Annotated in this window: 12 protein-coding genes; 2 read left to right on the top strand and 10 right to left on the bottom strand. The window is 70.5% G+C overall.

All coding sequences use genetic code 11. The annotated features are described in order from the left end of the window. Positions 1-27 precede the first annotated feature (27 nt). A complete protein-coding gene (locus R6Y94_RS41735) occupies positions 28-1,395 on the bottom strand; it encodes an endo-1,4-beta-xylanase (protein ID WP_318402597.1) in 1,368 nt (455 codons plus the stop codon). A gap of 1,274 nt (positions 1,396-2,669) precedes the next feature. Here R6Y94_RS41735 and R6Y94_RS41730 point away from each other — a divergent pair. Further along, positions 2,670-3,713, top strand: a complete 1,044-nt coding sequence (locus R6Y94_RS41730; RefSeq protein ID WP_318402595.1) for a cellulose-binding domain-containing protein — start codon at positions 2,670-2,672, stop codon at positions 3,711-3,713. A gap of 290 nt (positions 3,714-4,003) precedes the next feature. On the opposite strand, the gene pobA is transcribed toward R6Y94_RS41730, so the two are convergent. Next, positions 4,004-5,176: a 4-hydroxybenzoate 3-monooxygenase gene (gene pobA, locus R6Y94_RS41725; RefSeq protein WP_318402594.1), complete on the bottom strand. Its 1,173-nt coding sequence runs from the start codon at positions 5,174-5,176 to the stop codon at positions 4,004-4,006. Positions 5,177-5,294: 118 nt separating this feature from the next. Further along, positions 5,295-6,845 carry a tannase/feruloyl esterase family alpha/beta hydrolase gene (locus R6Y94_RS41720; RefSeq protein ID WP_318402592.1) on the bottom strand — a complete coding sequence of 517 codons (1,551 nt, stop codon included), beginning with the start codon at positions 6,843-6,845 and terminating at the stop codon, positions 5,295-5,297. 228 nt (positions 6,846-7,073) lie between these two features. On the opposite strand from R6Y94_RS41720, the gene R6Y94_RS41715 reads away from it, so the two are divergent. Further along, positions 7,074-7,829 (top strand): IclR family transcriptional regulator, encoded by a 756-nt coding sequence (locus R6Y94_RS41715; RefSeq protein ID WP_318402590.1) that lies wholly within the window; start codon positions 7,074-7,076, stop codon positions 7,827-7,829. A 49-nt stretch (positions 7,830-7,878) separates the two neighbouring features. On the opposite strand, the gene pcaC is transcribed toward R6Y94_RS41715, so the two are convergent. Genes pcaC through R6Y94_RS41680 form a run of 7 tightly spaced genes read right to left on the bottom strand, consistent with a single transcriptional unit; the run spans position 7,879 to position 13,461 of the window. Continuing rightward, on the bottom strand, positions 7,879-8,259 hold the full coding sequence (gene pcaC, locus R6Y94_RS41710) for a 4-carboxymuconolactone decarboxylase (RefSeq protein WP_318402588.1): 381 nt from the start codon (positions 8,257-8,259) through the stop codon (positions 7,879-7,881). Continuing rightward, positions 8,256-9,020, bottom strand: a complete 765-nt coding sequence (gene pcaD / locus R6Y94_RS41705) for a 3-oxoadipate enol-lactonase (RefSeq protein ID WP_318402586.1) — start codon at positions 9,018-9,020, stop codon at positions 8,256-8,258. Before pcaD ends, pcaC begins: the two co-directional genes overlap by 4 nt. Beyond that, complete coding sequence (locus R6Y94_RS41700; RefSeq protein WP_318402584.1) at positions 9,004-10,152, bottom strand: lyase family protein; 1,149 nt, start codon at positions 10,150-10,152, stop codon at positions 9,004-9,006. Before R6Y94_RS41700 ends, pcaD begins: the two co-directional genes overlap by 17 nt. Next, positions 10,145-10,699, bottom strand: a complete 555-nt coding sequence (gene pcaG / locus R6Y94_RS41695) for a protocatechuate 3,4-dioxygenase subunit alpha (RefSeq protein WP_318402582.1) — start codon at positions 10,697-10,699, stop codon at positions 10,145-10,147. Before pcaG ends, R6Y94_RS41700 begins: the two co-directional genes overlap by 8 nt. Further along, entirely contained in the window at positions 10,689-11,408 is a 720-nt protein-coding gene (gene pcaH, locus R6Y94_RS41690) for a protocatechuate 3,4-dioxygenase subunit beta (RefSeq protein ID WP_318402580.1), read from the bottom strand. The genes pcaG and pcaH overlap by 11 nt, the downstream gene beginning before the upstream one ends. Beyond that, complete coding sequence (locus R6Y94_RS41685; RefSeq protein WP_318402579.1) at positions 11,408-12,619, bottom strand: acetyl-CoA C-acyltransferase; 1,212 nt, start codon at positions 12,617-12,619, stop codon at positions 11,408-11,410. The genes pcaH and R6Y94_RS41685 overlap by 1 nt, the downstream gene beginning before the upstream one ends. Further along, on the bottom strand, positions 12,616-13,461 hold the full coding sequence (locus tag R6Y94_RS41680) for an ABC transporter ATP-binding protein (RefSeq protein ID WP_318402577.1): 846 nt from the start codon (positions 13,459-13,461) through the stop codon (positions 12,616-12,618). The genes R6Y94_RS41685 and R6Y94_RS41680 overlap by 4 nt, the downstream gene beginning before the upstream one ends. Positions 13,462-13,492 lie beyond the last annotated feature (31 nt).

The raw sequence follows: 13,492 nt of genomic DNA, 5'->3' as shown, positions 1-13,492 counted from the left end.
ACCGACCGGCGCTCCGCTCATCCGGTATCAGCCGGCGGTGCAGGATCGGACCTGCGGTCGGGCGCCGGAGTTGCCGTTCATCATCGTGGTGAAGCCGAACGTGTTGCCGCTGCCGTTGGAGCGCATCGTCAACACGGTGTCGTTACTGCTCAAACTGGCGCTGCCGCTCCACGTGGTGCTGATCGACTGCGGCGAGGTGACCGCCACCACCACGGTCCAACCACTGGCGCCGCTGACCGTCACCGACGTGTTGTACCGGTCGCCCCAGACGGTGCCGGCGGTCACCGAGGTGGTGCAGCCGCTGCCGCCCGGTGGGGTGGTCGGGGTGCCGCCGGGCGGGGTGGTCGGGTTGCCGCCGGGGGTGCCGTTGTTCAGTGCGGTGAGCACGGCGTCGTAGGCCGGCTTCTTCTGGCCGCTGCCGTTGAACAGCAGCGGGCTCTCGCCGGACCGCCACGAGTCCGAGTCGCGGATGCCCCACACCGTGATGCCCTTGCAGCGGGCCACCGCGAGACAGTCGTTGGTCACGTTGCGGTACGCGTCGGCCGGCGCGTTGCGGATGTCCAGCTCGGTGATGTGCACGTCGACGCCGAGGGCGCCGAAGCTGGACAGCGTGGTGCGGTAGTTGCTCGGGTAGTTCGAGCCGCCGGTGAAGTGCGACTGGAGGCCGACGCAGTCGATCGGCACACCGCGGGACTTGAAGTCCTGGACCATCCGGTAGACGGCCTGGGTCTTGGCGTCGTTCCAGTTGTCGATGTTGTAGTCGTTGTAGCAGAGCTGTGCGTTCGGGTCGGCCGCGTCCGCGGCGCGGAACGCGGCCTCGATCCAGTCGTTGCCGGTGCGCTGGAGGTTGGAGTCGCGCCGGGCGCCGCTGCTGCCGTCCGCGTACGCCTCGTTGACCACGTCCCACCAGGCGACCTGGCCCCGGAAGTGGGTGGCCACCTGGGTGACGTGGTTGAGCATGGCCTGCCGCAGCGCGCTGCCGGACATGTTCTGCATCCAGCCGGGCTGCTGCGAGTGCCAGGCCAGGGTGTGGCCGCGTACCTGCATGCCCCGGCTGCGGGCGTGCTGCACGATCCGGTCCGCGTTGCCGTACGAGAACTGGCCCTGCTGCGGCTCGGTCGCGTCGATCTTCATCTCGTTCTCGGGCGTGACCTGGTTGAACTCCCGGTTCAGGATCGTCGTGTACGCACTGTCGCTGAGCCTGCTCGCCGCCACGGCGGTACCGAAGTAGCGGCCTCGCTCCGCCGCAGACGCCCCGAGGGTAGTGGCGGCGGCGGCGGAGCCGTCCGTCACCATGAGCATTGCGGCTAGGACTGCAACGCTTCCCAACACGGCGGACCAGGTCGTGGCGATCCTCGTTCTATACCGCGGTCGGGTAATCGGCTTGTTCGTCATTGTTGCCTCCTCCAGGTACGTGGATCAGATGCTGCGGGGTGGCCGGCGCCCGAGGACACCGGTAACGGGCTGAAGCCCGTGCGTGGCGAGTGCCCGCTGTCGTACTGGTCGCCCGAATGGTGCTGGGATTCATCGCCGTCAGCGCGACGAGCGTGAAGCGAAGCCTGGAACGACAGGAGGGGATGGCCATTTACCCTCCTGGTTTCAGGCGTGGTGGAAAGGTGTGCGACCGCATCCCACGGAGCAGGGCGACCTACTCGGTATCCATATCGGCGCTTATCAATGTTGGCGCAAACATAGCTCCCGGGCCACACGCCCGCAACCCTCGTGATCCCGGACCCCGTGCCGTCGAAACACGCGAGCCGGCGCCCCTCGAGCCGAAGGCGGGCAAACCCGCCCAACAACGGCAGGGTCGTGCGTAGGTCGAACCCTGAGGACAAACAAGCGTTCCCGCTTTCCGACCAAGCCCGCTTTTCAGATCTTGGATCAAATGCGTTCCAGAGCAGGTAGACAGGATGACGCTACCGACAGTACGACGCCGATCGAGCGGAGCGTGGAGCGGCCCGAACTGATAATCACTTGGGCTCCTTGCTACTGATGGTGGTTACGACAACAGCGCGGGAGCGGCCCGCGCCACAAGCTCCTTTCATCGCGGGCACAGTCGCTGGGCACCGGCCGCCGCTCGGCGGTGGGGACGCACCAGCCGACGGCCCGCTGGGTAGGCGACCCAGCGCAGCTCAAGATTCTTGGCCCGGATTAGGGGCCAGCCGACTCGGTCCGGCCACAGCTGGGCCGGGCAGCAGGCTTTCGGATCGACGGTGACGGCGTCCGGCGCGACAGGAGAACGACCGTACGGATCGCGCACGTGAGGCTCCGGATGGCACAGCCGTAGGTCGAGTCGACGAGCATCGCCGCGGGCCCACAGCACCTGCAGCCGTCACCGTCTGATGCCCCACCGGGACCGGCCGGCGAGCGAGCTCTGTGCGCTATGCGAACGGACGTACCTATTGCGGTCACGGGCCGATTGTGGCAATACTCATCCGTCGACGTCAATCGATCCACGGCGGCAGATGTGCTCCTCGGCCAGAACCAGTCGTTGGACGCTCGCGTTGACCGCCGTCACGAGACCGTCCTACAGTACCCACGCAACGACGACTTTCGATCGGTGCGCGAGGAAGGCACCCGGATCCCCCGCCCAGGACCTCAACGCGCACTGCTTCGACCCACCACACACCCACCGACCATCACCGATGCAAGCAGTTGAGGGAGGGGCCATGCGCCTATCTCGGTTCCGTCTGTTCGTCGCGGCCACAGTGCCGCTGGCGGTCGCCGCCACCGTCGGCGTGGTCTCGATGACCGCGGCGTCGGCGGCCGCCGGCTGTCAGATCACCTACAGCGTCGGCTCACAATGGCCAGGGGGCTTCACCGGCAACGTCACCGTCACCAACCTGGGTGACCCACTGTCCAGTTGGACCCTGACCTGGTCCTTCGCCTCCGGCCAGCAGGTCACCCAGGCCTGGAGCTCCACGGTCAGCCAGAGCGGGGCGCAGGTCACCGCCCGCAACGTCAGCTGGAACGGCAACCTCGCCACCAACGGCAGCACGAGCTTCGGGTTCAACGGCTCCTGGAACAACAGCAGCAACCCGGCGCCGACAAACTTCACCCTCAACGGCACGGCCTGCAACGGCACCACCCAACCGACGACCGGGCCCACGACCGGACCGAACCCGACACCGACCACACCGCGCCCGACCACGCCACCTCCGACGACACCACCCGCCACCGGCGGCCCGAACACGATGGGCTTCATCGGCTGCTCGATGGCCGAGAACGTCTCCCAGGGCTACCGCGCCGTCGGCGGCCAGCGCATGTGGGGCCCCTACGGCACCGGCGGCGCCGTCGTGCAGTCCTGGACCAACACCAACTCCGCCTCCTGGCAGAGCTTCGACCGGCAGGCCGCCCAGTACGGCCGACCCGCGACCGTCTGGATCCAGATCTGCATCTTCGCCCAGAACGGAGTGACCTACAACGAGGTCAGGCAACTCATCACCAACGCCCGCCAGCACGCGGCGCCCGGTGCGAACATCATCATTTCCGGCCAGCCGCTCTACGACGCCGGCCAAACCTGCTTCCTCGCCGGCAGCGGCGGCCCGGAGCTGACCGACAGCATGGCCCGGCAGGCCGCCGCCGACGCTAGCCAGAACGTGACCTACCCCGGCGTCTTCCGCCTGCGCAGCGGCGAGGTCTCCGACGGCTGCCACGCCAACACCGCCGGCCAGCAGTCGCTCGGCCACCAGGCCATGGGCTACTGGGGCTAGACCGCCCGCCGATGGCGCCGCCCGCCCCGCTGGCCTCCGGTCGGGCGGCCCCATCGACACCCGAGGGTGCCCTCCCCGCCGCACCAGTCAATGAGCGGCGCGGAGGTCGCCCCTGTCGCATGCCCAGCGGCGCCGCTTCTCTCGACCCAGAAGCTCGTCGCGCCATCGGCCGATATGCATCGTTCGACAGATACGTTGACTTCCGAAATAGCACCCTCGCACAGTTAAATTGACGTCCTTCTATGTCGATCTTGGTGCTGTCGGTTCCGAGGCCGGCCGGGGACAGCGGCTCAGCTCCAGGGCAGCCCCACGTAGTTCTCCGCGAGGGTGGTCGCTGCGGCCGGCGACCCGACGACATACTCCAGTTGTGAGCGCTGCAGCCGCTGCTCGAACGCGTCGTGCCCGGGGAAGCGGTGCAGCATCGACGTCATCCACCAGGAGAAGTGCTGCACCCGCCAGACCCGACGCAGACACCTCGCCGAGTACGTGTCGAACGGCGTATCGCTTCCGGTCCGGTACCAGTCAGCCACTGCCTCGGCCAGCACGTATACGTCATGGACGGCGAGGTTGAGGCCCTTGGCGCCGGTCGGTGGCACGATGTGGGCGGCGTCCCCGGCGAGGAACAGCCGGCCGTGTCGCATGGGTTCGCAGACGAAGCTGCGCATCGGCGTGATGCTCTTCTCCAGAATCGGCCCCTCGGCGAGCGTCCAGCGGTCGTGCGCCAGCCGCGTGGCGAGTTCGTCCCAGATCCGCCGGTCCGACCAGTTGGCCAGGTCCTCGTGCGGGTCGACCTGGAGGTAGAGACGGCTGATCGTCGGCGAGCGGAGGCTCGCCAGCGCGAAACCCCGCTCGTGGTGGCCGTAGATCAGCTCGTCGGCCGAGGGTGGGACGGCGGCGAGGATCCCGAGCCAGCCGAACGGGTACTCGCGTTCCAGAAGATGGCGTCCTGACCCGGGCAGGACGTCTCGGCACACCCCGTGGAATCCGTCACATCCGGCGACGATGTCGCAGAGCAGTTCCTCTCGGCGGCCGTCAACGGTGAAGGTGACCCGTGGTGCCGCGGTGTCGACGCCCGACACGGCTACGTCGTCGGCCTCGAAGTAGATTTGGCCGCCTGCGGCGAGCCGAGCCTCGGTAAGGTCCCGCACGACGTGCTGCTGTCCATAGATGGTGATGGCCCGTCCGCCGGTCAGATCGCTCATCGGGATCCGGTGCGCCGTGCCGTCGAAGAGCAGCTCGATGCCCCGGTGCACCAGGCCCTCGCGGTCGAGGCCCTCGGAGACGCCGAGCTCGCGCAACAGGTCCACCGTGCCCTGCTCCAGTACCCCGGCACGGACTCGCTGCTCGACGTACTCGCGGCTGCGGCGTTCGACGACGACGGAGTCGATGCCGCTGCGGTGCAGGAGGTGGGAGAGCATCAGTCCGGCCGGTCCTGCCCCCACGATCGCGACCTGGGTACGCACGTGCTTCCTCGTTTCTGTTTCGTTCGGTTGTCGCCTCGTCTGGTGGTCGTTCCTGCCGGCCGGACAAACCGCTGGTGGCTCCGGCGGGCAGGTGCCCGCCGGAGCCGCCGTCCGTCGGCTATTTGTGGTAGCCGCTGGCGCAGGTGAAGTTCTTCGCCTCGGTTGTCGTACCGTGCCCCTTGTATCTGGCCACCAGGGGGTACTGGCAGACCGGCCGGGTGAGCAGCACGTCGCCCCCACCGTCGATCCGTCGCCCGACGAGGCTGCTGGGGGCCTTGCCCTGCTCGACCCACCGCACGACGCTGTTCAGCAGGTCGGTCGGCGCGGCGCCCTGGCCGCCGCCGCAGTGCCCGACGCCGGGGGCGACGAAGAAGCGGGCGAACTTCTGGGTCTGCTTGGCGCCGCCCATCGCCGCCTCGAGCCGCTGGTAGTAGTCGACCGTACCGCGGAAGAAGATCAGCGGATCGGCGGTGCCGTGCCAGAAGACGACCTTCCCGCCGGCGTCCCGGAACGCGGACAGGTCCGGATCGTCGGTCGCGATCACCGCCTGGTATTGCAGCACGGACTGCTGGAAGAGCAGCAGGTAACGGTCGTAGGTCATGGTCCGCCAGTCCCAGCCGGGGTTCTGCAGCAGGAAGTAGCGGAACCAGTCCAGGCCGACGCCGAAGGGCAACTGGTTCCCACCCGAGGTGTTGTTGAGCGCGCCCAGGCTGGCGTCGCGTTCCAGGCCGTACCAGAGGAATCCGCCGTCGGCGTCGCGCGGTCCCTCCCAGATCTTGTTGATCAGGTCCGCGTCGGCGGCCGTGACGGTGCCGCAGTCGGTCTCCGTACCGATCAGCCTGCGTGCGTCGAACCGGCACCCCTGCCAGTCGCCGACGATTCCGTCGGTGACCCCGTCTCTTCCGTCGCAGGCGGTGATGGCGGCCTGGGTGGCGGCGGCAAGCTTGCACTGCGGGATGACGTTGCCGGAGAGCATCATCTGCAGCTGGCCCCAGAACTGGGCCGGGTGGAACTTCGTCCAGTTCACCGCCGGTGACGCGGCGGCTATTCCGTCGTAGTCGCTCGGGTAGCGCTGCGCCTCCATCAGCCCCTGACGGCCGCCCGTGGAACAGCCGTTGAAGTAGCTGTGGAACGACGCAGGGCGGTAGAACCTCTCGACCAGCGCCTTGCCCGCCACCGTCATCTCATGGATGCCCAGGTAGCCGAAGTCCGCGATGAGTTGCCAGTTGAGGGTGCCGTCCGAGTTCAGCGCGAAGCTGCCGCTGCCGCCGGTGTGCCCTGCGTCCGTCGCCGCGGCGGCGTAGCCGTCCCGCAGCGCCGCGGCGGGGGTCGAAGTCGGCGAGCCGCCGGAGAACCCGCCGCCGCCGGTGCCCTGGAAGCGGCCGTTCCAGTTCTCGGTCGGCAACCACACGCCGACCCTGATCTGGTCGCCTGCCGGAGGATTGGTGACCACCAGTTGGACCGCGCAGTGCGCGGGCACCGATGCGGTGGCCGTCACGGCGGTGGCGCTCAGCATCGTGGTGTGGGGAAGGTTGGTCGAAGCCAGGCTCGCACACGAGCGGACCGGCCGGTTCGAGCCGGCGGCGCTCACGCTGGACCCGATCCACAGGACGAGGACGGCGCCGGTCAGCGCCGCCAAGCCGGTGAGCAAGCTACGTCTGTTTCTCATCATCGTCCTTCCGGTGGCGGTGGAGATCACCGTCGTCCGGCTGGGGCGGCGCCGCAACGACGTGCTTCCGGCAGATGGAAGGGTCACGGCGACGGACCCTTCCGCCCGGTGGAAGTCATCCGTGCGTCTTGCGTACAGTCGTCCGCTGGCCGTACCGGTAGCCGCGGGTTTCCGGTATGTTGCGGGACGACCGCGACCGGAGGGACGCCGCCGGAGAGGAGACGGCTCATGGCCGGCAGATCCGTCACGCTGCGTGCACTCTCGATCCTTGACGCGTTCGACTCGGTGCATCTGCGGTTGCGGCTGAGCGAGATCGCCCGACGGTCGAACCTGCCGCTGGCCACGGCCCACCGGCACGTGCAGGAACTGGTCGACTGGCACGCGCTGGAGCGCCGGGAGGACGGGACGTACCAGATCGGTGCCCGGCTCTGGCATCTCGGACTGCTCTCGGCCATGCACGTCGAGCTGCGCGAGGCGGCCCTGCCCCACCTGCAGGACCTCTGTGCCGCCACCGGGGACACGGTGCATCTCGCGGTCCGGGACGGCGGCAGCGCACTGTACGTCGAACGCCTCGGCGGAGCCCGGTCGGTCCGGGTCGTGTCCCGCCCCGGCGGTACCCTGCCGTTGCACGCCACCGCCGTGGGGAAGGTGCTTCTCGCGTGGGCGCCCGACGACGTGCGGCAGTCGGTGCTGAGCCGGCCGGAGCGGCTCACCCCGTACACCGTGGTGGAACCCGCCCGGCTGGCCGCGCAGCTCGCCGAGATCCGCCGCAGCGGAGTGGCCTGGACCCGGGAGGAGATGACGCTCGGCGCGTCGTCGGTGGCGGTCGGGGTCACCGGAGCGGCCGGTGAGGTCGTCGCTGCGGTTGGCCTGGTCGTACCCAGTCCCCGCCCGAACATCGGTACCGGACTACGTGCGCTGCGGGCGGCGGTGAACGCGATCAGCGCACGCCTGCGTGCCGGGGAGGTCAGGGAGGTCGCCTGATCGGTGTCGACCGCCGCTGGTCCCAGGGCACGGGCCGGGGCACTGCCCGCTACCCCGCCGCTGCCTCCTCGCGCAGCACTCGGGCGGCGACGCCGTACGCCGCGTTCGCGGCCGGCACCCCGCAGTAGATGGCGCACTGCAGCAACACCTCCTTGATCTCGCCGGGCGTGAGACCGTTGCGCAGCGCCGCTCGGACGTGCATCGCCAGCTCGTTGAGGTGGCCGTGGGCGACCAACGCGGTCAGTGTCACGCAGCTGCGGGTACGCCGGTCGAGGCCAGGACGGGTCCAGATCTCGCCCCAGGCGTACCGGGTGATCAGGTCCTGGAAGTCGGCGGTGAACCCATCGGTCTCGACCACCGCCCGGTCCACGTGCGCGTCGCCGAGCACCTCCCGCCGTACCGCCATCCCCCGCGTGTACCGCTCGTTCATCGCTCCTCCAGGAAGTGTTCGGCCAGCAGCGCGGTCACCCGCGCCGGTTGCTCGACGCTGGCCAGGTGCGCGGCCCGGTCCAGGACCGCCAGCCGTGCTTCGGGCACGGCCTCCGTGATGAGCTGGGCCTCCCGGGGCGGGGTGGCCGGGTCATCGGCGCCGGCGACCACCAGTGTGGGAGAAGCGATCTCCGGTAGCAGCGGCCGCAGGTCCATGGCGGCGATCGCCTCGCAGCAGGCCGCGTACCCCTCGGCTGGGCTGGCGGCCAGGTCGGTGACGAGGCGCGCCACCGTATCGGGGTGGCGGTCGGCATAGCCGGCGGTGAACCACCGGCCGAGCAGGGTGTCTGTCAGGCTCGCCGTCCCGTGCGCCCGGACCTGGGCGGCCCGGGAAAGCCAGGCGCCGGCCGGCGGCAGGTACGCGGCCGTGCAGAGCAACGCGAGCCGGTCGACCCGCTCGGCATGGCGGGCGGCCAGCCACATGCCCACCATGCCGCCGAGCGACAGGCCGGCGTAGTGCACCCGGTCCAGGTTCAGGTGGTCGAGAAGGTCGACGACATCGTTCCCGAGGTCGGCGATGTCGTACGGTCCGGGCGGCGCAGGTGACCGGCCGTGCCCACGGTGGTCGAACACCACCACCCGCATCCGCTGGGACAGGGCGGTCACCTGGGGTCGCCACATGGTCCGGGTGGTGCCGAGAGATCCGCCGAGGAGCAACGCGGGAGTGCCGGCCGGTCCGGTCACCTCATGGGCGAGTGGCACGGTACGCCTCCAGTGCCCGGTCGATGAGCGGTCCGGCCGCTTCCGGCACGCCCGGTGGTCCGGCGGTCGTCGATCCTGGCCCGAGCCCGGCGGCGGCCCGCATCCGTTCGGAGTCCACCTGTAGTGATTCGGCCGCCGACCTGGCATGCCAGGCCGCCGCGGCGGTCAGCCGCAGCAGTGTGGTGACCGTCGGCCACTCGGCCTGCCACCGGCCCGCCGAGCGTTGCAGTTCGACCGGCTGGCTGGCCAGGATGGTGGCGACCAGGGCCGGCGCCTGGTGCACGCAGGCGACGACCAGGGTGGAGCGGGCCGGGTTCCGCTTGTGCGGCATCGCCGAGGAGCCGCCGGGGGAACCCTCGGTCACCTCTGCGACCTCGTTCTGTGCGAGTAGCAGGACCCCGGTGGCGATCGTGCCGAGCGCGCCGCAGACCGCGCCGAGCGCGGCGGCGAGGCCGGCGACAGGCCCGCGTCGCGTGTGCCAGGGCAGGGCTGGCACCGTCAGTCCCAGGATCTCGCCGAGCGCCGCGGCCATCCGGGGACCGTCTATGCCGAGCGTGTCGTGGGCGCCGACCGCGCCGCCGTACTGGAGAGGCAGTCGGTCGGTTGCCCGGGCGAGTTCGTCCGCTGCTTCCGCCAGAGCGGCCAGCCAATTGGCGCAGACCAGGCCGAAGCTGGTCGGCACCGCCTGCTGGAGCAGCGTCCGGCCGATCTGGACGGTGTCGCGATGCCGGTCGGCCAGGTCGGCGAGCCGGTCGCCGACCGCCCACAGGTCGTCGAGGGTCGAACCGACGCACCGGCGGGCGACCAGCACCAGCGCGGTGTCCATGACGTCCTGACTGGTCGCGCCGAGATGCACGTACCGGCGGGCGTCGTCCGACACCCGGGCTCGCAGTTCCGCCACCATCGGTACGACCGGCGAGGCCGAGGGGACCGCCTGCCGGCTCAGCCCGGCGGCGTCGAACCGGTCCGGAACGCAGGCGGCCTCGATCTCGGCCGCGCACCCGGATGGAATCAGGCCGATGGCTGCGCCGGCCCGGGCCAGCGCGGCCTCGACCCGGAGCAGTTCCCGGAGCCACGCGGCGGTGTCGGTGGCCGCGACGCTCGCCGGGGTCGCGAACATCGATTCAAACATCGAAGAACACGGTCTCGGATTCGCCCCGCAGCACGATGTCGAACACATAACCGTCGGGTGCGGCGACGGCGATCAGAGTGTCCCGGCGGGCCGGATCGGGCAGGCCGGCGAGCACCGGGTCGGTGTCGTTGGCGGCCTCGTCGGGGAAGTACAGCCGGGTCACCAGGCGGTCGAGCAGGCCCCGGCCGAAAATGGAGAGATTGATGTGCGGGGCCTCGGTCCCGCCGTCCCGGGCGGGCAGCGGTCCGGGCTTGACGGTGCGGATTCGGTAGACGCCGTTCTCGTCGGTGGGGCAGCGTCCGAAGCCGCGGAAGCCGTACACCGGACCGCGCGGGTCGTCCGGGTGCGGAAAGCGTCCGTTCCGGTCCGCCTGCCAGGTCTCGACCAGGGCGTCTGGCACCGGCTCGCCGGCACCGTCGGTGATCCGGCCGCTGATCATGATGGCGCCGGGCGTGCCCGCCGGCACGACGTCCGGCCCGTCGGGCCAGGGCAGGCCGATGTGCAGGAACGGTCCGACGGTCTGGGACGGGGTCAGCTCAGTCCTCATGCGGTTCCTCCGTCGGCGTCGCCGCGCCGCCGCGCAGCACGATGTCGAACTCGTAGCCGAGGGCCCAGTGCGGCGTCGTGGCGTTCAGGTCGAACCGGGAGACCAGCCGCTGCCGCGCCTTCTCGTCCGGGATCGAGCCCGCGACCGGATCGTGTGGCAGGAGCGGGTCGTCCGGAAAGTACATCTGGGTGACGAGTCGCTGGGTGAAGGCCCGGCCGAAGAGAGAAAAGTGGATGTGTGCCGGTCGCCAGGCGTTGTGGTGGTTGCCCCATGGATAGGCGCCGGGCCGGATCGTCACGAAGCGGTAGCGGCCCAGGTCGTCGGTGAGTACCCGGCCGACGCCGGTGAAGTTCGGATCCAGCGGTGCCGGCCAGGTGTCCCGGGCGTGCCGGTAGCGCCCGGCGGCGTTCGCCTGCCAGATCTCGACCAGGGTGTGCGGCACCGGCCGGCCGTCACCGTCCAGAACCCGGCCGTGCACCATGATCCGCTGGCCCTGCGGCTCACCGCCGGGCGCGACGGTCAGGTCGGCGTCGGTCTCCGTCACCCGGCCCTCACCGAGCAGCGGGCCGGTCACCTCGGTCAGGTTCTGCGGCAGCAGCACCAGTGGCTGGGTGGGTGCGCGTAGCAGGGTGGAGCGGTAGCCCGGACTTTCCAGCGGCGGGTGCAGGCCGCGGGGGCGCTCGTACGTCGGCAGGTGCAGGGTGGTCATCAGGCGATTCCTTCCAACACGACGGCCAGTCCCTGGCCGACGCCGATGCAGATGGCGGCCAGGCCGTACCCGCCACCGCGGCGGTGCAGCCGCCAGGCCAGCGCACCGAGGATCCGGGCACCCGAGGCACCCAGTGGGTGGCCGACGGCGATCGCTCCGCCGTCCGGGTTGACCAGTTCCGGATCGAGTTCCGGCCATTGGGCGAGGCAGGCCAGCGACTGGGCGGCGAACGCCTCGTTCAGTTCCACGTCGACCAGGTCGGACCAGTCGATCCCGGCACGGCCCAGGGCCGTCTGCGCCGCCGGGACCGGCGCGATGCCGAACAGGTGCGGCTCCACCCCGGCGACCGCCCGGGACACGATCCGGGCCAGTGGCCGGGCGCCGGCACGCCGGGCGCCCTCCTCATCGCCGAGCAGGACCGCCCCGGCGCCGTCGTTGAGTGGCGACGAGTTGCCGGCGGTGACGGTGCCGTCCGGACGGAACGACGGACGCAACCGGGCCAGCGCGGCCGGCGAGGTGTCCGCCCGGATCGACTCGTCGGTGTCGAGCGCCACTCCGTCGACCGGTACGACATGGTCGGCGAACCGGCCGGCTGCCCAGGCCGCGGCGGCACGCTGGTGGCTGCGCAGCGCGAAGCTGTCCTGCGCCTCGCGGGAGATGTCGTACTTCTCGGCCAGGATCTCCGCGCTCTCCCCGAGGGCGACCGTCCACTGCTCAGGCATGCGAGGGTTGATCATGCGCCAGCCGAGCGTGGTGGACCACGCGGTGGTATGCCCGCGCGGATAGGCCGTCTCCGGCTTCGGCAGTACCCACGGGGCCCGGCTCATCGACTCGACGCCGCCGGCAACGACCAGGTGGGCGTCGCCGGCCATGATCGTCCGGGCGCCGTCCACCACGGCCTGCAGGCCGGAGCCGCAGAGTCGGTTGACCGTCGCGCCGGGCACCTGCGGCGGCAGCCCGGCCAGCAGGACCGCCATCCGGGCGACGTTCCGGTTGTCCTCGCCCGCGCCGTTGGCGCAGCCGAGCAGCACGTCCGCCACGTCGGCGGGGTCGAGATCCGGATGCCGGGCCAGCAGGTCGCGTAGCACGCCGGCGGCCAGGTCGTCCGGCCGGGAGTCGGCGAGCGCTCCGCCGTACCGTCCGATCGGGGTGCGGATGGCGTCGAGGACGTAGACGTCGGGGGCGGCCATGCCAGCCCTGCGCTCGCTCATGCCGGCGTCCGATCGAGCCCGGGCCGGGCGTCGCCGGGCACCTCGGTGTCCCGTGATCCTCCGGCTGGTGCTCCGGCGTTGCGTTTCGCGGCCTGGATCTGCTCGTAGACGTGGGTACGCAAGCTGGTGAAGCGTGGGTCGGCCCGGGTGTGCAGCTGGTCCCGCTCGTCCGGCAGGTCGATGGTGAGTTGCTCCTGCACGACCGTCGGCGAGGAGGACAGGATCAGCACCCGCTGGCCCAGGTAGACGGCCTCGTCGATGTCGTGGGTGACGAACAGGATCGTCACCCGCAGCTTGTGCCACAGGTCGCGGATCAGGTCCTCGAGGTCCGCGCGGGTCTGCGCGTCAACGGCGGCGAACGGCTCGTCCATCAGCAGCACGTTGGGTTCGTACGCGACGGCCCGGGCGATCGCGACCCGCTGCTGCATCCCACCGGACAACTGCCACGGATACGCCCGGTGTGCGTCGGCGAGCCCGACCGAGGCCAGGGCCTCGTGCACCAGTTCCCTGCGGCGTGCCCTGGGCAGCTTCTTCTGCCGCAGCGGCAGTTCCACATTGTCGTGAACGCTCATCCAGGGAAACAGGCTGCGGCCGTACTCCTGAAAGACGACGGCCATGCCCGGCGGCGGCCCGGTCACCGCGCGGCCGTCGAGCAGGACCTCCCCGGAGGTGGGGGCGAGCAGGCCGGCAACGCATTTGAGCAGGGTCGTCTTGCCGCAGCCGGAAGGGCCGACCAGGCACGCCAGTTCACCGGCGTCGAGCGAGAAGGTGAGATCGCGCACCGCCTCCACCCGGCGTTCGCGGCCCTCGTAGATCTTCTGTAATCCTCGAACGTCAAGCATGGGTTCCCTTTCCTGGCTGCGCGGCCCGGCC

Origin of the sequence: Plantactinospora sp. KLBMP9567, assembly GCF_033446045.1 — a bacterium.
GTDB lineage: Bacteria > Actinomycetota > Actinomycetes > Mycobacteriales > Micromonosporaceae > Plantactinospora.
The sequence above is the reverse complement of the archived record's forward strand: the minus strand, read 5'-3'. Positions and strand labels throughout refer to the sequence as shown.